Annotated in this window: 16 protein-coding genes; 1 reads left to right on the top strand and 15 read right to left on the bottom strand. The window is 67.4% G+C overall.

Features of this window, described 5'->3' with window-relative positions; translation table 11 throughout:
* Positions 1-246 precede the first annotated feature (246 nt).
* From C4F17_RS26115 to C4F17_RS26105, 3 genes are all read right to left on the bottom strand, one after another.
* Entirely contained in the window at positions 247-1842 is a 1596-nt protein-coding gene (locus tag C4F17_RS26115) for a hypothetical protein (RefSeq protein WP_106937173.1), read from the bottom strand.
* A 98-nt stretch (positions 1843-1940) separates the two neighbouring features.
* The gene (locus tag C4F17_RS26110; protein WP_159053722.1) at positions 1941-2288 is read right to left on the bottom strand and encodes a hypothetical protein; all 348 of its coding nucleotides are present in this window, start codon (positions 2286-2288) and stop codon (positions 1941-1943) included.
* 90 nt (positions 2289-2378) lie between these two features.
* Complete coding sequence (locus tag C4F17_RS26105; RefSeq protein ID WP_106937171.1) at positions 2379-2888, bottom strand: DUF1993 domain-containing protein; 510 nt, start codon at positions 2886-2888, stop codon at positions 2379-2381.
* Between the two features lie 298 nt (positions 2889-3186).
* Between C4F17_RS26105 and C4F17_RS26100 the strand changes: the two genes are divergently transcribed.
* Positions 3187-3669, top strand: coding sequence for a GreA/GreB family elongation factor (locus C4F17_RS26100; RefSeq protein ID WP_106937170.1), 483 nt, complete (start codon positions 3187-3189; stop codon positions 3667-3669).
* Between the two features lie 578 nt (positions 3670-4247).
* Here C4F17_RS26100 and C4F17_RS26090 read toward each other — a convergent pair.
* The 12 genes from C4F17_RS26090 to C4F17_RS26035 all read right to left on the bottom strand — a co-directional run bounded on the left by C4F17_RS26090 (position 4248) and on the right by C4F17_RS26035 (position 20574).
* Positions 4248-4883: a response regulator transcription factor gene (locus tag C4F17_RS26090; RefSeq protein WP_106937168.1), complete on the bottom strand. Its 636-nt coding sequence runs from the start codon at positions 4881-4883 to the stop codon at positions 4248-4250.
* Complete coding sequence (locus tag C4F17_RS26085; RefSeq protein ID WP_106937167.1) at positions 4880-6253, bottom strand: cache domain-containing protein; 1374 nt, start codon at positions 6251-6253, stop codon at positions 4880-4882. Before C4F17_RS26085 ends, C4F17_RS26090 begins: the two co-directional genes overlap by 4 nt.
* A 67-nt stretch (positions 6254-6320) precedes the next feature.
* Positions 6321-7301: a hypothetical protein gene (locus tag C4F17_RS26080; RefSeq protein ID WP_106937166.1), complete on the bottom strand. Its 981-nt coding sequence runs from the start codon at positions 7299-7301 to the stop codon at positions 6321-6323.
* A 14-nt stretch (positions 7302-7315) separates the two neighbouring features.
* Positions 7316-8533, bottom strand: a complete 1218-nt coding sequence (locus C4F17_RS26075) for an MFS transporter (protein WP_106937165.1) — start codon at positions 8531-8533, stop codon at positions 7316-7318.
* A gap of 106 nt (positions 8534-8639) precedes the next feature.
* Positions 8640-9578 carry a DedA family protein/thiosulfate sulfurtransferase GlpE gene (locus C4F17_RS26070; protein WP_106937164.1) on the bottom strand — a complete coding sequence of 313 codons (939 nt, stop codon included), beginning with the start codon at positions 9576-9578 and terminating at the stop codon, positions 8640-8642.
* Between the two features lie 105 nt (positions 9579-9683).
* Positions 9684-11060, bottom strand: coding sequence for a heavy metal sensor histidine kinase (locus C4F17_RS26065; protein WP_106937163.1), 1377 nt, complete (start codon positions 11058-11060; stop codon positions 9684-9686).
* The gene (locus C4F17_RS26060; protein WP_106937162.1) at positions 11057-11764 is read right to left on the bottom strand and encodes a heavy metal response regulator transcription factor; all 708 of its coding nucleotides are present in this window, start codon (positions 11762-11764) and stop codon (positions 11057-11059) included. Before C4F17_RS26060 ends, C4F17_RS26065 begins: the two co-directional genes overlap by 4 nt.
* A gap of 51 nt (positions 11765-11815) precedes the next feature.
* A complete protein-coding gene (locus C4F17_RS26055; protein ID WP_106937161.1) occupies positions 11816-14986 on the bottom strand; it encodes an efflux RND transporter permease subunit in 3171 nt (1056 codons plus the stop codon).
* Positions 14983-16218, bottom strand: coding sequence for an efflux RND transporter periplasmic adaptor subunit (locus tag C4F17_RS26050; RefSeq protein WP_106937160.1), 1236 nt, complete (start codon positions 16216-16218; stop codon positions 14983-14985). The genes C4F17_RS26055 and C4F17_RS26050 overlap by 4 nt, the downstream gene beginning before the upstream one ends.
* A gap of 4 nt (positions 16219-16222) precedes the next feature.
* On the bottom strand, positions 16223-17716 hold the full coding sequence (locus C4F17_RS26045; protein WP_106937159.1) for an efflux transporter outer membrane subunit: 1494 nt from the start codon (positions 17714-17716) through the stop codon (positions 16223-16225).
* A 201-nt stretch (positions 17717-17917) separates the two neighbouring features.
* Positions 17918-18928, bottom strand: coding sequence for an aldo/keto reductase (locus C4F17_RS26040; RefSeq protein ID WP_081270219.1), 1011 nt, complete (start codon positions 18926-18928; stop codon positions 17918-17920).
* 98 nt (positions 18929-19026) lie between these two features.
* A complete protein-coding gene (locus C4F17_RS26035; protein WP_234382389.1) occupies positions 19027-20574 on the bottom strand; it encodes an alkaline phosphatase D family protein in 1548 nt (515 codons plus the stop codon).
* Positions 20575-20639 lie beyond the last annotated feature (65 nt).

Below are 20639 nucleotides of genomic sequence, written 5' to 3'. Positions count from 1 at the left end.
TTGTGCATGCATTTTCAGGAGCGACCCCTATCGCAAGTTGAGGATCAAGTAGAACAGGCCCGCGAGCAGCACCAGCGACTCCGCATCTGGCCGGTACCACCAGTTCGCCCGACACTAGACTGCAGCCGTTCGGAGCGGCCGGCTCGCGCTTACGCCAGCGCGGTCGCCAGCGAGCGCCGAAGATTTCCGTCTGCTCGGAAATCCCGTGCCGCTTCGACGAGCAGAGGTGCACCAAGCTGAAAGGGGTTAGACGGCTGGCTTGCCGCGCAAGTACTTCGAGCCGCCGGCGCGAAATAAACTGTGCAACGACCGTCCGGCCAGATCCTGTGCGGCTTTCCAGTCAGCAGTTGCAGCGGTCATGTCCTGGTTCGCCACCATCTCGAAGCCGTCGAAGTACACATAGCCGCGCTCGTATAGGTAGTCGCAACCGAAGGTGCACAGCGGCATGACGATGTGCGGATCAAGCCGCTCTGCGGCTACGCAGTCGGCCCGCCTTTTCTTGTGCGCCGTCACCAGCGCGCCAACTGAGAAAGTGCGCCCGCACATGGCGCAGCACTGCTCCTTCTTGCCTGCGAACAGCCAATCCTGCAGAAGCCCCTGTTCCTTGCGACGCGTGCCTTCGACTTCCTCGTCCGTTCCGTGCTCAAGCAGTTCACCCAGCTTGGCCACGAACTGCGCGTAGCGCGCTGCATTCTGGTCGACGACCGGCATGTGTGCGGCCGGCACAAGCCGGTACAGGTAGTTCTGGCGTCCCGCGCTTCTGTCCACTTGGACCAGCGCGGAACTCATGGTGGCTTTGACGATCGCCGGATCACCGTAGCCTTTTCCCTGCAGGTGTTCTTTTAAGGCGGGATACGTTGTGTACGGCACCGCGGACAGGAATTGCACCGTGTCGCGTTCAATCGGCGCCAATTGATGGCTTGTGCCGTCCTGCGCCTCGCGTCCGGCCCAGGTCACAATCTCCTCGTGTCGGATCAGGTAAACGGAATTGCGCAGGTACGACTCGATGACAGGCACACTCGGATATTCATAGGCCTGCGAGCGCTTGCGAAGAGCATTGGACAGCACAGGTCCAAGTTGCGAGATCTCGGCCGCATCGATCACCGCGAACACTTTTGCCAGCAGACTGAACAGCGTGTTGGCGCGGGTCTCGAAGACATACCAGAAGTCCTCGCCCTGCTCATCGAACCAGGTGACCCCCGAGGCTTTGATGGCGCTGCGCACGAAGCGTTCGCTATCAGGCGGCCAATTGCTGCGGGCGGCGAGGTCCCTCAAGTTGGCGATACCAAGTTGCCCCGGCAGATCGGAGGCCTCCTTGAAGCATCGCCTCAACATCTCGACGAATCGCTCTCGGCCCAGGTACAGGGAGGCGGGCTCGGCCACGACACCGCGGGTGGTGCTCTGAAAAGACGCTGTGTACAAGCCCACCCCTGTGCACAGATTCGCCTCGTGCAGCAATACCAGCAGGCCATCCATGCTTCCGGGCCAGGTGATGCCGTTGGCCGACAGCAATCGCAGCAACTCATCGCCACGAATGCACTGCTGCTCGCTTAGCAGTTGCGAGACAGCGGCGAGCACAGACAGTGGCTTTGCGAGGATGGCCGTTCGAAACGCGCCATTGATCATCTGCTGCGCCCGAGCGCGAGTGACGCCCAATTGATCGCCGATATCTTCAAGCGTTAGCCGCTTTCCCCCTCGCAGCCCATACCAGGAAAGGACTGCCTCGATCTTGCGATTGGACGTCCTAGCCAGCGAACGCATGTAGGTCACGAGTTCGTCTTCGATGTTGATCGAAGCGCCGCCCACGCGCTGTGGCAGGATGGCGTTGTTCGAGATCGTCATAGGGTCGCTCCAGGGCTCCTGTAACGAGTAAATTTGGTGGAGTGCATGAGATCGCCAGCGGCAGTATTGCATCTATGCTGAACAGGGTTGAGTAGGCGCTAGAAGCGTCCATTGAGCACTCCAATGTCCTCGGGGGTGCCGACGATCAACCACGCGAGAGGAGCTCTTTCGAACGCTTCCGCTTCGAATGCAATGTAGCACGACCATTCGCTACCGATGCTGGGCGGCTCAGAGAGCGTTGTTCTGCGAGATCGATGTTTGCTGTGGGTCGACTGCGTGAGTTCAGAGCCGCGGAAGTCGTCCTTGAGGAAGTTAGGGGCCACCGGCGGCAGCTCCGCCCCCACAAACCGGTCGCTCGAGGCTCCGAGCGGCTTGTGCTCGATGTCCGCAGTGGGCAAATCACCGGACAAGCGATGATCGGCGTCGATAGATTGAGATCGCTGCATGACCCCCATCAGCAGAACAACGTCGAACGGAGCCTCTAGTTGCTATCGAGCGGCAGTGGCCATAGCGGCTGAACTCTTCTCTGTCTTGGGTCAGTACGCACCCATGTAGTCGCGCTTACCGATCTCAACACCGTTGTGGCGCAAGATGGCATAGGTAGTGGTCACGTGGAAGAAAAACTGCGGCAGCCCATAGTGCAGAAGATATGCGCCTGCGGTCAGCTTCTTTTCCTTGGGGGTGCCGGGGCGCAATACGATCTCGCGGCCCTCGCTTGAATCGAATTGCTCAGCCTCGAACGAGCCGATATGGGCCAAAGCTTTGGCGATCAACGCTTGCAGCTCGGCGAAGCTGGCCTCAGTGTCTGGCCACGACGGCACCTCGGCACCAGCCAGGCGGGAGGCGATGCCCTTGGAGAAGTCTGCGGCGATCTGTACCTGACGTACCAGCGGAAACATGTCAGGGAACAGCCGTGCCTGCAGCAGCGCGTTCGGATCGATATTTTTTTGCGTTGCGTGGTCTTCGGCCTTCTTGAGCACGTCGGACATGGCGCGCAGCATCTGCTGCATGACGGGAACGGAGGCGTTGTACAGCGGGCTGGTCATAGTGAGTTCACTTCTAAGATTGGGCGCGATGGCCGGAGTTGGCGTGGCAGAGACCCTGCCGACCGTGCAAGGCTAACAGCACAGGGCGAACTGAATCACCCGGCTTTTATGGCCGGGTTTTCTTCCCGCTGGTAGTCGGAGCCGCCGCGTTGAAGGGCAGCTCACCAGCTGGAAGCGAACGGTGCGGATGGGCCCATGGCTCAAGTTGACCTGCAGCCAACACATAAGCGTCGAAGGGTTCTGGAGCCCTTCATGTTCGAAACCTACCCCCGCTTGCTCGAGATGCCGGCCTTTCGTCATGGATAAATTCTTGCTGCAACAGCAGGTGCTGGAACGGCTCGCCGAAGACCTGCTGCAAGCCGAGCAGGCAGTGCGGGCGGCCCATGAAACCGCGACCCACGAAGAGAACATCGCCGAAAACAAATACGACACATTGGGACTCGAAGCCGCCTACCTGGCCACCGGCCAAGCCCGGCGCGCCGAAGCGATCCGCCAGGCGATGGCCAATTGGCGCCAATTCCGCCCGCGTCCCTACGACGCCAGCAAAGGTATACAGCTCGGCGCGCTGGTCTGCCTGGTCGATTCCGACGACAAGCAGCAACAGCTTTTCCTCGGTCCGAATGCGGGCGGCATGAAGTTGGCCAGCGGCGCTCAGCTCGTTCAGGTCATCAGCAGCGAAGCACCTTTGGGCAGGGCCATGCTCGGCAAATGCGAGGGTGATGAGGTATCAATACAGGTGGCTCAAACCCGACTGCAGTTTGAGGTGCTGCGGGTTCATTGAGCCGCAAGCAAGTTCACGCCGAATTGGCCGAGGTCTGCCGACGTTCAGGCGTCGTGAATGTACCGGCTGGCTGGCAAGCCCTATCCAGCCGGGCTCATCTCCTGAAACAACGCCACAGCCTCCCGCGCCAAATCCGAAGCAATCCAAAGCAGATTCTCCCGATGCGCCTCCCCCGCATCCTGGAACCATCCGTCCCCGGCGCCGTAGAAGCACCACAGCAGCGAGTTCAGTTGCTCCAGCTTGTTCTCGAGAAGATCAGACGCCCCCGGTGTAGTGGGAGTGGTCGCGTCCGCGGATGCCGGCCTTGCAGGCCCGGCCATAATTCGTCCAGCCATTTGGTGTGCTCGCTTTCCAAAGTTATTGCACGTCACTTGGTTAGACGGTCAAGGTGTTCGCGCACCTTGGCCGTCGCCTTTTGTGCTCCACGCCTGCATCGATGCGCGTTGCACCGGTAGCAGGGCGTGGAATCACAAGGGCATTCACTGTAGAGAAAACCAGTCCGGCGCGAGAAAAACTTCTGCCCAGAAGTTCTCGAATGGCGCAGGTATTCGCGATGTGCCGGCTCTCGGCCAGTCGAATCAGCTCTGACCGAACTTCCGCGCGTGCTCCACCGCGTACTTGATCAGCTCCGCCTGCCCCTCGATGCCCAGCCGCCGCTTGATGCTCTGCCGGTGCGCCTCCACCGTGCGCACGCTCAGGCCCAGGTCGCGCGCGATCTGCTTGCTCGATTCCCCTCGCCCCAGCGCCGAAAGGATCTCGCTCTCGCGCGGCGTGAGCAGGGGGCGCGGCTCCTGCGTGCGGAAGAGCTTCTTCGACACGGCCGGGCTCAGGAAGGTGCCGCCGGCCGACACCGCCTCGATGGCCGCGACGATCTCCGCCGCCGGCGCGTCTTTCAGCACGTAGCCGCGCGCGCCGGCCTGCAGGGCCTTCTGCACGTATTCGGGGTTGTCGTACATGCTGAGCATCACGATGTGCGGCGCGCCCTGGCGCTGCAGCAGCAGGGCCGCAAGCTCGATGCCGTTCATGTCCTTCATGCCGACGTCCATCAGCATGAGGTCGGGCCGCACGCTGTCGACTTGCGCGAGCGCCTCGGCCGCGCTGCCGGCCTCGCCGACGATCTCCAGGTTGGGCATGCTGCCCAGCCGCGCGCGCAGGCCGTCGCGCACCAGCGGGTGGTCGTCCACCAGGAAGAGGCGAATGGTGTCTGCGGTCATGCGGATGCGGCCCTTGCGTTGCGGGCCGGCACTTCGGCCTCGATGGAGGTGCGGCCTTGGTTCGAGTGCATGGCCAGCTGGCCGCCTATGGCTTCCATGCGCTCGCGCATGTTGCGCAGGCCGATGCCGCGGCGCGGGTCGAGCTGCACGGCATCGATGTCGAAGCCGGTGCCGTCGTCGCTCACCTCGAGCCGCACGCCGTCTTTCTCGTCGAAGGCCAGCGCCACGTGCACGTGCTGTGCGTCGGCATGCTTGCGCACGTTGGTCAGGGCTTCCTGCGTGAGGCGGAAGAGCGCGGTCTTCACCTCGGGCTGCAGCTCGAAGGCTTCGCCCTCGATCATCATCGACGCATCGACGGCGCCTTCGTCCCGGAACTCGTCGACCAGCCGCTCCAGCGCGGCGGGCAGGCCCAGCGTGTCGAGCAGCGCGGGGCGCAGCCGGTGCGAGATGCGGCGCACCTCCAGCAGCGAATCGTTCAGCCGCTGCAGCGCCTTGGGCAGCGCGGGCGGCGTGGGCTGGTGCCGGCTTTCCAGCGACTCCACGGCCGATTCGATGAGCAGCTTGGCCGACACCAGCGTCTGGCTGGTGCCGTCATGCAGCTCGCGCGCGAGGTGGCCGCGCTCTTCTTCCTGCGACTGCACCACGCGCCTTGCGAGCAGGCGCAGCTTGGCTTCGGCCGTGCGGTGCTCGCTGAGGTTCAGCAGCAGCCCGGCGGCGCTGACCACGCCCAGGCACAGCGCGGCAATGCCGGCTATCCACAGCAGCGTGGCGGTGACGTTGGCGTTCATCTGCCGGTCGAGGGTGTCCATGGTCGACTGGATGTCGTCCAGGTACAGGCCGGTGCCGACCATCCAGTTCCAGCGCGGCATGGCGGTGACGTAGCCGAGCTTGGGCGCCAGCTGCGCGCTCGACGGCTTGCGCCATTCGTATTCGACGTAGGCGCCGCCTTTTTCCTTCGCGCCCTTGATCAGGTCCTGGATGGTGTAGCGGCCTTGCGAATCGCGCATGCCCCACAGGTTCTGGCCCACCAGCTCGGGCTGGCGCGAATGCATGAGGGAGTTGCCTTCCATGTCGTAGACGAAGAAGTAGCCGTCGTCGCCATAGTTGAGCGCGGCCAGCCGGCGCAGTGCCTCGTTGCGGGTGGCCTCGTCGTCCTGGCCGGATTCGTACAGCGGCAGCAGGTTGCTCACGGCCAGGTCCACGTAGCTGCGCAGTTCGCTGCGGCGCTGGGCCATGTAACTGTTCTCGATGAGGGCGCGCTCGCGCTGGGCAAGGTCGTGCTCCTGGTGGCGCACGGCAAGGGCCACCAGCACCAGTGCGATGAGCAAGGGCGCGACGGCAAGCGCAACGATCTTGAGACGGAGATTCATCGGGCGGCAAGCCTACCACCGCGCACTTCTGCCAATGCCGGCCGCCTGGGCGGGCTGCTGATGCTGCTCAGTCTTGCGGGTTCAGCGCGGGCAGCAGGCCTCGGTCGCTCAGTGCGTCGAGCAATGCCTCCTGCTCGGCGCCGCCTTGCAGGATCAGGTCGAGCCCCTTGCCCGAAGGAGGGCGGATGGCCAGGAAAGAAAATTCGTAGCCGATGCCGCTCGCACGGCGAAGGGTGATACGCGATTGCAGCAGGTCGGACTGCCATTCGTCGTCGGTGCTGCGCAGCCGCGTACCGTGGAGCTCGAAGGCCCGCACCCGCGAGGGCGCGAAGGTGCTGATCCGCGAGATCGGAACGGCCCAGACCAGCCAGGCGACCAGCGGCATGAGAACGCAGAGGCCCACCATGGTCTTCACGAATCCCGCATTCGACGCATTGAGCAGCAGCGCGATGCCACCTGCGCCCGCCAGCGCATAGCCCGCCCAGATCCACGCCAGAAAGCACCGCCAGCAGAAAACCAGGGCGCGGCTTTGCAGCGTGCCTGCCCGTGTCGCCTTGGCGTTGCCTGCCTGTGCAAGATAGTGGTTGAAGACCGGCACGAGTTCATCGACGGGCGCCGCCAGCATCAGCTTTCTGAATGGCCGTGTATGAACGATCAGGTAGTTGTCGCTGTCGGGGATGCCTTCGAGGGCCAGCACGTCGATCCAGTCGACGTGGCCGAGGCCCTGCACGGAGAAGCCGGCTTCGCCGATGTCGACGGGCGTGCATTCGCTGAACGGCCTGGCCCGGCCCTTGGCCAGCCAATGCGTCTCGACCCAGATCCATGCCCGCACGACGGCCACCAGGCCCACCAGCCACAGCGCCACGAGTGCGAGCAAGGCCAGCATGTCCAGCGCGATGTGCCAGCCCTTGGCGTCCAGGTCGATCGCCCATGCCGCCCCGGCGACCAGCAACGCGGAGTAGGCCGTGCAGAGCACCAGGATGGGCCAGATGCCGCTGGCGTCTGTCTGGGTTACCTGGATGGAGCGCGAAAAAACCGGCGAACTCATCGGCTGCAAGGCAACTACCGGCTGGCCGCCGCCGCAGCAGGCTGCTGGCGGAACTCGGTCGCGTAGTACAGCAGCGCCACCAGCACATAGCCGCCACCCAGCAGGCACAGCCCGCTCCAGCCATGGAAGGCATACACGGCCGCCGCAATGCCGGAGGCCACCGCCGCGCAGATGAAGATGAAGGTCATGAACAGCCCGTTGAGCCGGCCGCGCAGTTCCGGCGCCAGCATGAAGAGGCTGCGGAAGTTGAGCACCTGGCATAGCTGCACCGCGCCGTCGAGCAGGATGCCCGCCGCCACCAGCCCGGCAAGCGAGCGGTAGTGCATGGCCACCGCCCCCAGCAGGAAGGAGAACAGCGCCACCGCAATCGCGATGCCCGTGGCCGGACGGGTCAGCCCGCGGTCGGCCAGCCGGCCGGCGATGGGCGCCATGAGCGCACCGGCGGCGCCGGCAAGCGCGAATGCCGCGATGCCGCCCTGCCCCATGCCGAATTCGTGCGCCAGCGCCAGCGGCACTGCCGTCCAGAAGGCCTGGAAGCCGGAGAACATCATTCCCTGGTACAGCCCGCGCCGGCGCAGCACCGGCGTGTTCCAGACGATGCCCGGCAGCGAGGCCATGGTGCGCGCATAGCCCACCGATGCATGCGGGCGGCGCTGCGGCAGCACGCGCCACAGCACCACGATGAGCGCGGCCATCAGCACCGCCGACAGCCAGAACACCGCGCGCCAGCCCAATGCGGAAGCCACCATGCTGGCAAAGGGCCGCGCCAGCATGATGCCGCCGAGCAGGCCGGCCATGATGTTGCCGACCACCTTGCCGCGCGTGGCCTCGGGCGCCAGGTGCGAGGCAAAGGGCAGCAGCACCTGCGCCGCGACCGCGCATGCGCCCACCACGAAAGAAGCGGCCAGGAAGGTGATGGCCGAGTCCGAGAGCGCGATGCCCACCAGCCCGATCACCGCGCCGAAGAGCGCGCCGACGATCAGCCGCCGGTTCTCGACCACGTCGGCCAGCGGCACCAGCAGCAGCAGGCCGGCGCCGTAGCCGAGCTGGGTGAGCGTCATGATGAGCCCGGCCAGGCCGGCGTGCAGCTGCAGCGTGTCGGAGATGGGGCCGATCAGCGGCTGCGCGTAGTAGATGTTGGCCACGCAAAGGCCGCAGGCCACGGCGAAGACCAGCGTCAGCAAGGGCGTGAGGCCGGCCGGTGAATGAGGAGTTTTGGAGGTTGAAGACACGAGGAATCCCGGTTTCTGCAGGGCAACCTCTAGGGTTATCCCGAGGGCCGGGGACCATAGCACGGGAGGCCGATTCGTGCAGATGGCCGCCGGGGCAACCCTGGATTCAATCCACGCTGGTCGGCCGGCCCGAGGCCACCCATGCGTCGAGCCCGCCGGTCAGCGGCAGCGCCCGGCGCGCGCCACGGGCCAGCAGCACGCGCGCAGCCTGCGCGGCCGAAACTTCGTTGGGGCAGTTGCAATACAGCACCACGTCGCGGCCCCGGGCATGCGACAGGTCGAGGTTGCGCTGCTGCAGCGCCTTGAGCGTGTACGGCATGGCGCCCGGAATGCGGCGCGGATCGACCTGCAAGCCGGCCTTGCCCCGCACGTCGATCACCAGCGGCGGTTCTTCGCTGGAGAGCAGTTCGTGCAGCTCGTCGACCGAGATGCGCGGCATGCCGGTAAGCCGCATGAAGGCCCGGCGGCGCCAGTAGCGCACCGCAAGAATCACCAGCAGCAGCACGCCCAGCGCCAGCGTGGCGATGCCGCCGGCCTGCGCCATGATGGCCAGCACCTCCTGGATCTGGTTGCGGAAGACCCAGCCCAGCCCGAGAAACAGGCCGGTCCAGACCAGCGCCGCGCCAATGTCGAAGCCGATGAAGCGCCGCACCGACATGCCCAGCGCCCCCGCCATCGGCGGCGCCACCACCGACACGCCCGGCACGAACTTGGCCGCCACCAGCGACAGCCCGCCCCAGTCGGTGATGAGCGATTCGCCGCGCCGCACGCAGGTGTCCGGCGACAGCGAAATGCGGCACAGGAGGCGCATGAACCGGTAGCCGAAGCGCCGGCCCGCATAGAACCACGCCGCGTCGCCCAGCAGGTTGGCAACCACCGCGGCCAGCACCACCCCGGGCACCGACACGTCGCCCGCCGCCAGCAGCGCGCCGGTGAGCACCAGCACGGCGGCGGCCGGCACGGGCAGCCCCAGGCGCGCGGCGAAGCTGACGGCAAACACCACCAGAATGGCGTTCTGCACGAGCAGCGACATCAGCTGCGCCATGCGGACTTTCGGGGGGTTCGGGAGGGGTTCATGCCACCGGCGATTCTCCCGCATGCCGCAAGGACGCACCGCCCCACGGTCATTCGCGGGGTGCGCCGGGCAGTGCTACCTCGCAACGCTGAAGCCGAAATTGTTCAGCCCGCCCTGGCGCGACGCGCCGACCTGCCCGCCATGCATGCTCGCCACCGCCTTCACGATGGCCAGCCCCAGCCCGTGGCCGTGGTGCTCGCCCCGGTCGTTGCGCGAGGCATCGGCGCGGTAGAAGCGATCGAACAGGTGCGGCAGGTGCCGCGCATCGATGGGCGCGCCGGGGTTGGACACGGTGATCCAGGTCACGGCCTCTTCCTCGCGCAGCGTGACGGCGATGTGCGCGCCCGGCTCCGAATGCTCGATGGCGTTCTGCAGCAGGTTCGACATGGCGCGGCGGAACAGCGCGCTTTCCAGCCGGGCCTCGGTGTGCACGTCGCCCTCGATGGACACCTGCGTGCGGGTCTCGTCGAGCACGAACTCGAAGAACTCGATGGTCTTGTGCACCTCCTGCGCCACCGGCGTGAGCACCAGGCCGGTGGCCACCTCGCCGCGGTCGGCGCGCGCGAGGAACAGCATGTCGTTGACGATGGAGCGCACCCGCTCCAGGTCTTCCAGGTTGGCCTGCAGCACTTCCTGGAATTCGGCTGCGCTGCGCTGGCGCGACAGCGCCACCTGCGTGCTGCCGATGAGGTTGGCCAGCGGCGTGCGCAGCTCGTGCGCCACGTCGGCGTTGAAGGCCTCGAGCTGGCCGTAGGCTTCTTCGAGCCGGGCGAGCGCGCCGTTGAAGGCCTCGGTCAGCGCCGACAGCTCCACCGGCAGCGGCTCGGAGCGCAGCCGCTGCGACAGCGTCTTGGGCCGCAGGGCCTGCGCCTCGCGCGACAGCCGCTCCAGCGGCCGCAGCCCCACGCGCGCGATCCAGTAGCCGGCCACCGCCACCACCAGCACCGCGCCCAGCCCGAGCCCGATCAGCGCGGTCAGGAAGGCCTGGCGCGTGCGCTCGTAGGGCTCGGTGTTGTGCCCGACGATCAGCCGCACCGCCGGCCGCTGGTCGAGGGGATCGATGTGCACCGACAGCGTGCGGAACGGCCGCGCCTGCCCCGGCAGCTCGATGACGCTGCTGTGGCCGTTGGCCTCGCGCGTGAGGCCGTCTATTTCTGCCAGGCCCTTGCCGTACTGGAAGCGCGGATCGTCGCTGAGCACCCAGAAGCGCACGCTGCCGTCGGCGGGCGTGAGCGCGTCCATGCGTGCCTGCACGCGCGACCAGCGCTCGGGGGTGCCGATGGCCTTGATCCAGAACTGCAGGTTCTTGAGGGTGGTGTCCAGTTCTTCGTACTGGTGCCGCTCCAGCTCGCGCGCCAGCACGTTCTGCAGCGCGAAGCCCGCCAGCGCGAATGTCGCGAGCGCCACGGCCGCGAACATGAGCACCAGCCGGGCGGTGATGGAGCGCTTCACGGCGCCTGGCCCTCGGCCGGCGCGTCGCGCACCTCCATCACGTAGCCCATGCCGCGGATGGTGTGCAGCAGCTTGGGGCTGAAGGGCACGTCGATCTTGTCGCGCAGCCGCTTGATGGCCACCTCGACCACGTTGGTGTTGCTGTCGAAGTTCATGTCCCACACCAGCTCGGCAATGGCCGTCTTCGACAGGATCTCGCCCTGGCGCCGGGCCAGCACGGCCAGCAGCGCGAATTCCTTGGCGGTGAGGTCGATGCGGGTGCTGCCGCCACCACTGCCGCGAAATGCCTTGCGCGCCAGCAGGTCGATCTGCAGGTCGGCAATGCGCAGCTGCATCGGCTCCTGCTTGCGGCCGCGCCGGTTCAGCGCCTGCAGCCGCGCCAGCAGCTCCAGAAAAGAGAAGGGCTTGATGAGGTAGTCGTCCGCGCCTTCGTGCAGGCCCTTGATGCGGTCCTCCACCCGGTCGCGCGCGGTGAGCATGATGACCGGCGTCTGCTTCACGGCGCGCAGCTCGCGCAGCACCGAGAAGCCGTCCTGCCCCGGCAGCATCACGTCGAGCACGATCACGTCGTAGTCGTGCGTGAGCGCCAGGTGCTGGCCGTCGATGCCGTTGTGTGCCATGTCGACCGCGCAGCCCTGCTCGGTCAGCCCCTTGGAGAGGTAGTCCGCGGTTCTCAGTTCGTCTTCGACAATCAGGATCTTCATGGCGTCTTCTTCTGTGTCTCCGTCCCTGCCCATGATGTCAGCCGGCGCTCGTCAATGCGCCTCGGCCGGCACCGGCGCCTTGCCTTCCTTCCCGGCTTTCCTGGCCTTGCGCGCTTCCTTGCGGCTCAGATACCAGTAGTGGGCGCGGTCGAGGTACAGGTAGACCACCGGGGTCGTGAACAGGGTGAGTGCCTGCGAGAGTATCAGCCCGCCGACCATCGCGTAGCCCAGCGGGCGGCGCAGCTCGGAACCCGATCCGTGGCCCAGCATCAGCGGCAGGCCCGAGAGCAGCGCGCACATGGTGGTCATCATGATCGGGCGGAAGCGCAGCAGGCAGGCCTGGTAGATGGCGTCGTGCGGCGACATGCCCTGCTCGCGCTCGGCCTTGAGCGCGAAGTCGATCATCATGATGCCGTTCTTCTTCACGATGCCGATGAGCAGGATGATGCCGATGAGCGCGATCACGCTCAGGTCGTAGCCGCCCGCCATCAATATCAGCAGCGCCCCCACGCCGGCCGAGGGCAGCGTCGAGAGAATCGTCAGCGGGTGGATGTAGCTCTCGTACAGCAGGCCCAGCACGATGTACACCGCCACCAGCGCCGCGGCAATCAGGTAGGGCTGCGAGGCCAGCGAGTCCTGGAAGGCCTGGGCCGTACCCTGGAACGAGCCGGTCAGCGACTGCGGCAGGCCCATGTCGGCCTGCGCCTTGTTGATGGCGTTCACCGCGCCGCCCAGCGCCACGCCCGGTGCCAGGTTGAACGAGATGGTCACCGCCGGGAACTGGCCCTGGTGGCTGATCGACAGGTACGCCGTCTTGCTGGTGTCCACCTTCACGAAGGTCGACAGCGGCACCTGCTGCCCGGTGATGGGCGAGCTCAGGTAGAGCTTGCTGAAGAGCGTGGGGTCCTGCTGCAGGCTGGGCGTGACTTCCAGCACCACGTGGTAGCTGTTGAGCTGCGTGAAGTACTGCGCCACCTGGCGCTGGCCGATCGCGTCGTAGAGCGTGGCGTCGATGGTGGCCGGCGTGATGCCGAAGCTCGATGCGCGGTCGCGGTCGATGGTCAGCACGGCGGACGCGGCGGCGTTCTGCTGGTCGGTGGCCAGGTCGGTGAGCTCGGGCAGCTGCTTGAAGCGCGCGAGCAGCTTGGGCGCCCAGGTGTTGAGCTCTCCCAGGTCGGCGTCGGTCACCGTGTACTGGTACTGCGTGCGCGAAGCACGCCCGCCCACGCGGATGTCCTGCCCCGCCTGCAGGAACAGGTTCACGCCCTGCACCTTGGCCAGTTGCGGGCGCAGCCGCGTGATGATCTCGTCGGCGGTGGCGGTGCGGCCCTCGTCCTTGGGCTTCAGGCTGATGAAGAAGTTGCCGGTGTTGTAGGTGGAAGAGCTGCCGTTCATGCCGAAGCCGGTCACGTCGGGGTCCTTGCGCACCACGTCGGCCAGCTGGAGCATGCGGGCGTTCATCGACGCGAAGGAAGCGTCCTGCCCCGACTCGGCAAAGCCCGAGATGAAGCCGGTGTCCTGCTGCGGGAAGAAGCCCTTGGGAATCACCGCGAACAGCACGCCCGTGGCCGCCACTGTGGCAATGAACACCATCAGCGTGATGAACTGGTGGTCCAGCACCACGTGCAGCCCGCGCTTGTAGCCGCTGAGCATGGCGTCGAAGCCGCGCTCGAACAGCAGGTACAGCCGCCCGTGCTTGCTGCCGTGCTCGTTCTTGAGGAAGCGCGAGCACAGCATGGGCGTCAGCGTGAGCGAGATGACCACGCTTACCACGATGGTCAGCGTGACCGTGACCGCGAACTCGCGGAAGAGGCGCCCCACGATGCCGCCCATGAGCAGCAGCGGAATGAACACCGCCACCAGCGACACCGAGATCGAGATGATGGTGAAGCCGATCTCGCCCGCGCCCTTGTAGGCCGCCTCCATCGCCGTCATGCCCTCTTCGACGTAGCGGTAGATGTTCTCCAGCATCACGATGGCGTCGTCCACCACGAAGCCGACCGCGATGGTCAGCGCCATGAGCGAGAGGTTGTCCAGGCTGTAGCCCAGCAGGTACATCACCGCCACCGTGCCCAGCAGCGCGAGCGGCACCGTCACGCTGGGAATGAGCGTGGCCGGCACGTTGCGCAGGAACACGAAGATCACGGCCACCACCAGCACGATGGTCAGCAGCAGCGTGAACTCCACGTCCTTGACCGAGGCGCGGATGGTCTGCGTGCGGTCGATGATGGCGTTGACGTCGATGGTCGGCGGAATCGAGGCCTTCAGCCGCGGCAGCGCCGCGTTGATGCGGTCCACCGTCTCGATGACGTTGGCGCCCGGCTGCTTGGTGATGGCGAGCACGATGGAGCGGCCGTTCTGCACGTTGCTGCCGGCAGGCGCGGCGGCACCGGCGTAGGCCCAGCCGGCAATCTTGGAGTTCTCGGGGCCGTCGACCGCCACGCCCAGGTCGCGCACGCGGATGGGCGCGCCGTTGCGGTAGGCCAGCACCACGTCGTTCCAGGGCTGCGCCTTGAGCAGCTGGTCATTGGTGTAGACGGTGAAGCTCTGGCTGGGCCCATCGATGGTGCCCTTGGGCGCGTTCACGGTGGCCGACGAGAGCACGGTGCGCACGTCTTCCAGGCTCAGGCCCAGCGCGGCGAGCTTGGCCGGGTCGACCTGTATGCGCACGGCCGGCTTCTGCACGCCGCCGATGTTGACCAGGCCCACGCCCGATATCTGCGATATCTGCTGCGCGAGGATGTTGTCGGCGTAGTCGTTCACCTCGGTCAGCGGCAGCGTCTTCGACTGCACCGACAGGATGAGGATGGGCGCGTCGGCCGGGTTCACCTTGCGGAAGGTGGGCGGGCTCGGCAGGTTGGCCGGCAGCTGGCCGGTGGAGGCGTTGATGGCGGCCTGCACGTCGAGCGCGGCGGCGTCGATGCTGCGGTCGAGGTCGAACTGCAGCGTGATCTGGGTGTTGCCCAGGCCGCTGGTGGACGTCATCTGCGACAGGCCCGCGATCAGCGAGAAGTTGCGCTCCAGCGGCTGCGCCACGTTGGAGGCCATGGTCTCCGGACTGGCGCCGGGCAGGCTGGCCGAGACCTGGATGGTCGGAAAGTCGACCTGCGGCAGCGGCGCCACCGGCAGCAGCGGAAACACCGCCGCACCGACCAGCAGGATGGCCAGCGCCAGCAGCGTGGTGCCGATGGGGCGCTTGATGAATGTGGCGGAGATGCTCAATTGCTGCTCCCGCCGGCGGGCTTGTTGGCGTCGGTGCCGCCACCGGCCGCGCCCTTCTGCGCGGGCGGCGGCTCCACGACGGTGGCGCCGGGCTTGAGCTTGTACTGGCCGTCCACCACCACGCGCTGGTTCGCGCTCAGGCCCTTGTCGATCACGGCCGTGCCGTCGGCGATCTGCACCACGTGCACCGGCACGTTGCCGACCTTGTTCTGGTCATCGACCACCCAGACGTAGGTGCTGTCCTGGCCGCGCTGCACGGCGGCGGCGGGCACGGTGAGCGAGTCGGGCCGGCGGTCGAGCTGCAGCCGCACGTTGACGTACTGGCCGGGCCACAGCGAATGCTGCGGGTTGGCGAAGCTGCCCTTGAGCTGCACGGTGCCGCTGGTGGTGTCGATCTGGTTGTTCAGCAGGATGAGCTTGCCGGTGCCCAGCATCTGCGCGCCGCTGCGGTCGTAGGCCACCACCGTGAGCGGCTGGCTGCTTTTCTGCTGCAGGCGGTTGATGTCCTGCACCGCGTCTTCGGGCAGCGTGAACTGCACGGCGATGGGGTCGATCTGGTTGATGACCACCAGCCCGTTGGTGTCGGCCGCGTGCACGATGTTGCCGGGGTCCACCAGCCGCGCGCCGACGCGCCCGTCCATGGGCGACGAGATGCGCGTGAAGCTGAGCTGCACTTCGGCGTACTTCACCTGCGCGGCATCGTTCTGCACGGTGGCCTCGAGCTGGTTGACCAGCGCCTTCTGCGTGTCGAGCTGCTGCTGCGTGGCCGCGTCCTGCGCGATCAGCGTGGTGTAGCGCTTGAGGTCGGCGCGGGCGTTGGCAAGCGTGGCCTGGTCCTTCGCCCGGGTGGCCTGCGCCTGCGCGAGCTGCGCCTGCAGCGTGCGTGGGTCGAGCTGCGCGAGCATCTGGCCGGCCTTCACGTCCTGCCCTTCCACGAAGCCGACCTTGTCGAGCTGCCCGTCAATGCGGGCCTTGACGGTGACGGTGGCCATCGACGCCACGGTGCCGATGCCGCTGCGGTAGACCTGCACGTCCTGCTGCTTGACGCGCGCCGTGGTCACCTGCACCGGTGGCGCTGCCTGAGCGGCCTCGGGCTTGGCGGCATGGGCGGAATGGTGGGTAAGCGCCCAGGTGCCGCCGCCCAGCACGAGCACGAGCGCGGCGGTGGCGAGCCAGGTCGATCGGCGCTGGAACAGAGGGTGCCCGGTGGCGGTGGTGAGTGTGGTCGTCATGGCATCAATTCCTGGAAATCTTGTCGGCGCTTGCGACTGCATCGGCGGCGCTCCAGCCGCCGCCCGTGGCCGCGATCAGCGAGACGCTGGCGGCCAGCTGGCGGCCCAGCACTTGCGCGGCGGTGCGCTGGTTGGTGAGCGACAGCGTCTGCGCCGTCACCACGCTCAAGTAGGTGGCCGTGCCGGCGCGGTACTGGGCCAGGGCCAGCCGCTCGGCAAGCTGGGCGGAGCGCACGGCGTCGGCCTGCAGCGTCGATTCGCTGTCGAGCACGCGCAGGGTGGCCAGGTCGTCTTCCACCTGCTGGAAGCCGCCGAGCACGGTCTGCTTGTATTGCGCGACGGAGGCGTCGTAGGCGGCCACGGCCTGGTCGGTGTGGGCCTTGCGCAGGCCGCCGTCGAACACGGTCTGCGCAAGCGCCGCGCCCAGCGACCACACGCGGCTGGGCGTGTTGAACAGCGTGGCCAGGCTGGCCGCGCTGAAGCCGCCGCTGGCGCTGAGCGTGATCTGCGGGTAGTAGGCCGCCTTGGCGACGCCGATGTTGGCGTTGGCGGCCTGCACGCGGCGCTCGGCGCCGGCGATGTCGGGCCGGCGCTCGAGCAGTTCCGACGGCAGGCCCGCGGGCGACACCGGCAGCTGCACATGCAGTGCCGAGGCCGAGGAAAGCGATTCGGCCGTCTGCGGCTGGCCCGAAGATTCCAGCGGCGGCAGCGAGAACGAAGCCGGCGCCTGCCCGGTCAGCACGGCGATGGCGTGCTCGAGCTGCGCGCGCTGCGCTTCGAGGTCGACCGCCTGCGCCTGCGCGGTCTTGAGCTGGCTTTCGGCCAGCGCCACGTCGGAGCGCAGCACGGTGCCGGCGGCGTACTGGTGCTGCGTGAGTTCGAGCGCCTTGGCATAGGCGGCGGTGGTGCTGGCGTACAGGTCGCGCTCGAGGTCGATGACGCGGATCTGCAGGTAGTCCTGCGCGAGCGTGGTCTGGATGCTCAGGCGCGCGCCGGCCAGGTCGTCGGCGCTGGCCTGCTCGCTGGCGGTGCCCGCCTCCACCGAGCGGCGCACCGAGCCCCACAGGTCGGGCTCCCAGCTCGCGCCCAGGCCCAGGGTGTCGGTGGTGCCCAGCTTGACGACGCCGGTGCTGTTGCTCTGCGCCCGCACGGCGCCGGCGTTCAGGCCGACGGTCGGGAAGAAGTTGGCGCGCGCCGCCGCGGTGATGGCCTGCGCCTGGCGGTATTGGGCCTCGGCGACGCGGATGTTCTGGTTGGCCGCGTTGGCCTGCACCATCAGCGCGCCGAGGGTGCTGTCGCCGTAGGCGTCCCACCAGGGATGGTCGGCGTCGATGGTCTGCGGCGCGGCGGTTTTCCAGGGGCCGCCGGTTTCCTTGAAGGCGGTGGGCACGTCCATCTGCGGGCGGACGTAATCGGGACCGACGGCGCACCCCGCAAGGAGCAGGACGGCCAGCGCGAGGGCCGCGCGCGATAGAGGGGGTGCGTCAGGGAGGACCATGATGGGGCCACTCTAGGCAACCCCTTCAAACCCCTCGCTGTCGACTAACTGACAGTTCTGACAGTTTCCGCTTTGCTCCCTCCCCCGCTGGGGGAGGGTTGGGGTGGGGGCACGGCGGCGCTCGATGATGCATTGCGCTTATCCGAGGTCCTGCCCCCATCCCGGCCTTCCCCCAGAGGGGGAAGGAGAAATACGACGAACTCAGCGTGGTGCGTCGCCTTTGCGGTATTCGGCGGTCAGTTCGTCGAGCTTCTGCTTCAGCGCCGGATCGAGCTTGTATTCGGCAGCCGCCAGCGTCGCATCGAGCTGGTCGGGACGGCTCGCGCCGAGCAGCGGCGCGGTGATCAGCGGGTTCGCCATGACCCACGCCACGGCCAGCGTGGCCAGCGGCACGCCGGCTTCGTCCGCCAGCTTGTGCAGTTGCGCCACGGTGTTGAAGCTGCGTTCGTTCCAGTAGCGGTCCTGGTACATGTTGCCGGCGGTGCCGAGGGTGAAGCGGGTGTTGTCCTCGGGCTTGGCGCCGGCCTTGTACTTGCCGGTGAGCAGGCCGCCGGCCAGCGGGTTGTAGGGAATCACGCCCAGCCCTTCCTCGCCCGCCAGCGGCAGCAGCTCGCGTTCGATCTCGCGGAACAGCAGGCTGTAGCGCGGCTGCACCGACACATAGCGCGTGAGCTTGTGCAGCTCGGCCTTGCCCAGCGCGCGGGCCAGCCGGTAGGCCAGGAAGTTCGACACGCCCACATAGCGCGCGCGGCCCGATTTCACGATGACGTCGAGCGCCTCCAGGCTTTCCTCGAGCGGCGTCTCGCGGTCGTCGCTGTGCAGCTGGTACAGGTCGACGTGGTCGGTCTGCAGCCGCTTGAGCGACGCGTCGATCGCGTCCAGCAGGTGCTTGCGCGACGCGCCCTGGTCCCAGCTGTTGGGGCCGACCTTGCCGACCGCCTTGGTGGCGACCACGAAACGGCGGCGGCCCACCGGCCCCTGCTTCTGCAGCCAGCGGCCGATGATTTCTTCGGTGCGCCCGGTGGTCTCGACGGTGCCGCCGAGCGGGTACACGTCGGCCGTGTCCAGGAAGTTGATGCCGCCCTCGGCCGCCTTGTCGAGGATCTGGTGCGACACGGTCTCGTCGGTCTGCAGGCCGAAGGTCATGGTGCCCAGGGCCAGGCGGGACACGGTAAGGCCGGTGCGGCCGAGACGGGTGGTGGGAATGCTCATGGTGTTCGGTTCTCGCTCAGGGGAGATGAGAAATGAGGATGGAAGGGGCGGCGGCCATCATAGGCACGGCCGCGCAATCCTGCAGGCGGGTGGCGCTTTCAGGTGCTTTCCGCACGCACGCCGGGCGCGCCGCGCTCCACCGAGAAACGGGCCATGGTGCCGACCGGCGAGTCGGCCGTCTTCTCGTCTTCCACCGCGCGGAACTCGACCGCGCAGCCGCGCCCGTCGAGCGTCATGAGCGCGTAGCCGCGCCTGTCGGCCCGGCCGTAGCGCAGGTGCGGGTTCTTCGCGCGCATGTTGGCCACGCTGGCGGCGCTCGGCCCTTCGGAGGTGATGGCGCCGCCGACGAATTCGGTCGCGACCAACGGCCCCTGCTGCGCATCGCCCTGCCGCAGGTCGGCGGCCCAGAAGGCGTGCACGTCGCCGCTGGCCACCAGCGCGTTGCCGCCGCGCGCCTTGTGCGCGGCCAGTCCGTCGAGCAGGCGCGCGCGAGCGGCGGCGTAGCCGTCCCAGCCGTCCATCCAGTAGCCGTGCTCGGGGCCGCGCTTGCGGTCGGCCTCGGCCAGCAGCGTGGGCTGGGCGATGAGCGTCCAGCGCGCGGGCGGCGCCGCGAGCTCGCGCGCCAGCCATGCCTCCTGCTCGGCGCCGAAGAGGCTGCGCTCCGGCGAAAGGCGATCGGCGCAATCGGCCAGCGGCGGGGCACTGCGGCCGGCCAGGCAGGCGTGGTGCGAGCGGTACTGGCGCCCGTCGGTCAGCAGCACGTCGAGCATGCGGCCGAAGCGGTGGCGGCCGTAGATGGTGGCATCGGCGCCGCGCGGGCGCATGCTGGCGGGCACGGGCATGTGCTCGTACCAGGCCTGGTAGGCGGCAGCGCGGATCGCGAGGAACTGCGCGGGATCGGCGGTGCGCGGCGACACGTCGGTCGTGTAGTCGTTGGCCACCTCGTGGTCGTCCCAGGTCACGAGCCAGGGGAAGGCGGCGTGCGCGGCCTGCAGTTGCACATCGGCCTTGTAGAGCGCGTAGCGGTCGCGGAACTGCGCCAGCTGCGTGGGAATGCCGCCCTCGTGCCGCCGCACCTGGTGCGAAGCGCGGGAGCTTTCGTAGATGTAGTCGCCAAGGTGCACGACGAAGTCGAGCGGCTGCGCGGCCATGTCGCGGTAGGCGGCGTAGTAGCCCTGCTCGTAGTGCTGGCAGGAGGCGAAGGCGAAGCGCAGCGGCTGCGAGGCTTCGTCGGTCTCGGCGGGCGTGGTGCGCGTGCGCCCGGCGGCGCTGCGATCGCCGCCTGCCGTGAAGCGGTACCAGTACCAGCGGCCCGGCGCAAGGCCGCGCACCTCGACGTGCACCGAGTGCGCGAACTCGGCCGTGGCGGTGGCCGCGCCCTTTGCCACCACGCGCCCGAAGCCTTCGTCGTCGGCGACTTCCCAGCGCACCTCGACCGGTGCATCGCCCATGCCGCCGCCTTGCAGGGGCTCGGGAGCCAGCCGCGTCCAGAGCACGAAGCCATCGGCTGTAGGCGTGCCCGAGGCCACGCCCAGCGTGAACAGCGCCCGAGACGCGGGCTGCGCGTTCAGCCTCAGGAAGGGATGGCCCAGCGAAGCGGCAGCGAGGCCGCTGAAAAGGAGCTGTCGGCGGGAGAATTTCTGCATTGCCGCGCTCTTCTTCATTTGCACGCGGCGGCGTTCACGTTGGCATCGATCATCCCGGCAATGTC

Origin of the sequence: Variovorax sp. PMC12 (genome assembly GCF_003019815.1) — a bacterium.
Classification (GTDB): Bacteria; Pseudomonadota; Gammaproteobacteria; order Burkholderiales; family Burkholderiaceae_C; genus Variovorax.
This window is presented reverse-complemented; position numbering and strand designations above follow the sequence as displayed.

Coding starts and splice junctions, on each gene's coding strand:
- C4F17_RS26115 (WP_106937173.1), bottom strand. CDS start 1,842: ATGACGATCTCGAACAACGCCATCCTGCCACAGCGCGTGGGCGGCGCT.
- C4F17_RS26110 (WP_159053722.1), bottom strand. CDS start 2,288: ATGCAGCGATCTCAATCTATCGACGCCGATCATCGCTTGTCCGGTGAT.
- C4F17_RS26105 (WP_106937171.1), bottom strand. CDS start 2,888: ATGACCAGCCCGCTGTACAACGCCTCCGTTCCCGTCATGCAGCAGATG.
- C4F17_RS26100 (WP_106937170.1), top strand. CDS start 3,187: ATGGATAAATTCTTGCTGCAACAGCAGGTGCTGGAACGGCTCGCCGAA.
- C4F17_RS26090 (WP_106937168.1), bottom strand. CDS start 4,883: ATGACCGCAGACACCATTCGCCTCTTCCTGGTGGACGACCACCCGCTG.
- C4F17_RS26085 (WP_106937167.1), bottom strand. CDS start 6,253: ATGAATCTCCGTCTCAAGATCGTTGCGCTTGCCGTCGCGCCCTTGCTC.
- C4F17_RS26080 (WP_106937166.1), bottom strand. CDS start 7,301: ATGAGTTCGCCGGTTTTTTCGCGCTCCATCCAGGTAACCCAGACAGAC.
- C4F17_RS26070 (WP_106937164.1), bottom strand. CDS start 9,578: ATGGCGCAGCTGATGTCGCTGCTCGTGCAGAACGCCATTCTGGTGGTG.
- C4F17_RS26060 (WP_106937162.1), bottom strand. CDS start 11,764: ATGAAGATCCTGATTGTCGAAGACGAACTGAGAACCGCGGACTACCTC.
- C4F17_RS26050 (WP_106937160.1), bottom strand. CDS start 16,218: ATGACGACCACACTCACCACCGCCACCGGGCACCCTCTGTTCCAGCGC.
- C4F17_RS26045 (WP_106937159.1), bottom strand. CDS start 17,716: ATGGTCCTCCCTGACGCACCCCCTCTATCGCGCGCGGCCCTCGCGCTG.
- C4F17_RS26040 (WP_081270219.1), bottom strand. CDS start 18,928: ATGAGCATTCCCACCACCCGTCTCGGCCGCACCGGCCTTACCGTGTCC.
- C4F17_RS26035 (WP_234382389.1), bottom strand. CDS start 20,574: ATGCAGAAATTCTCCCGCCGACAGCTCCTTTTCAGCGGCCTCGCTGCC.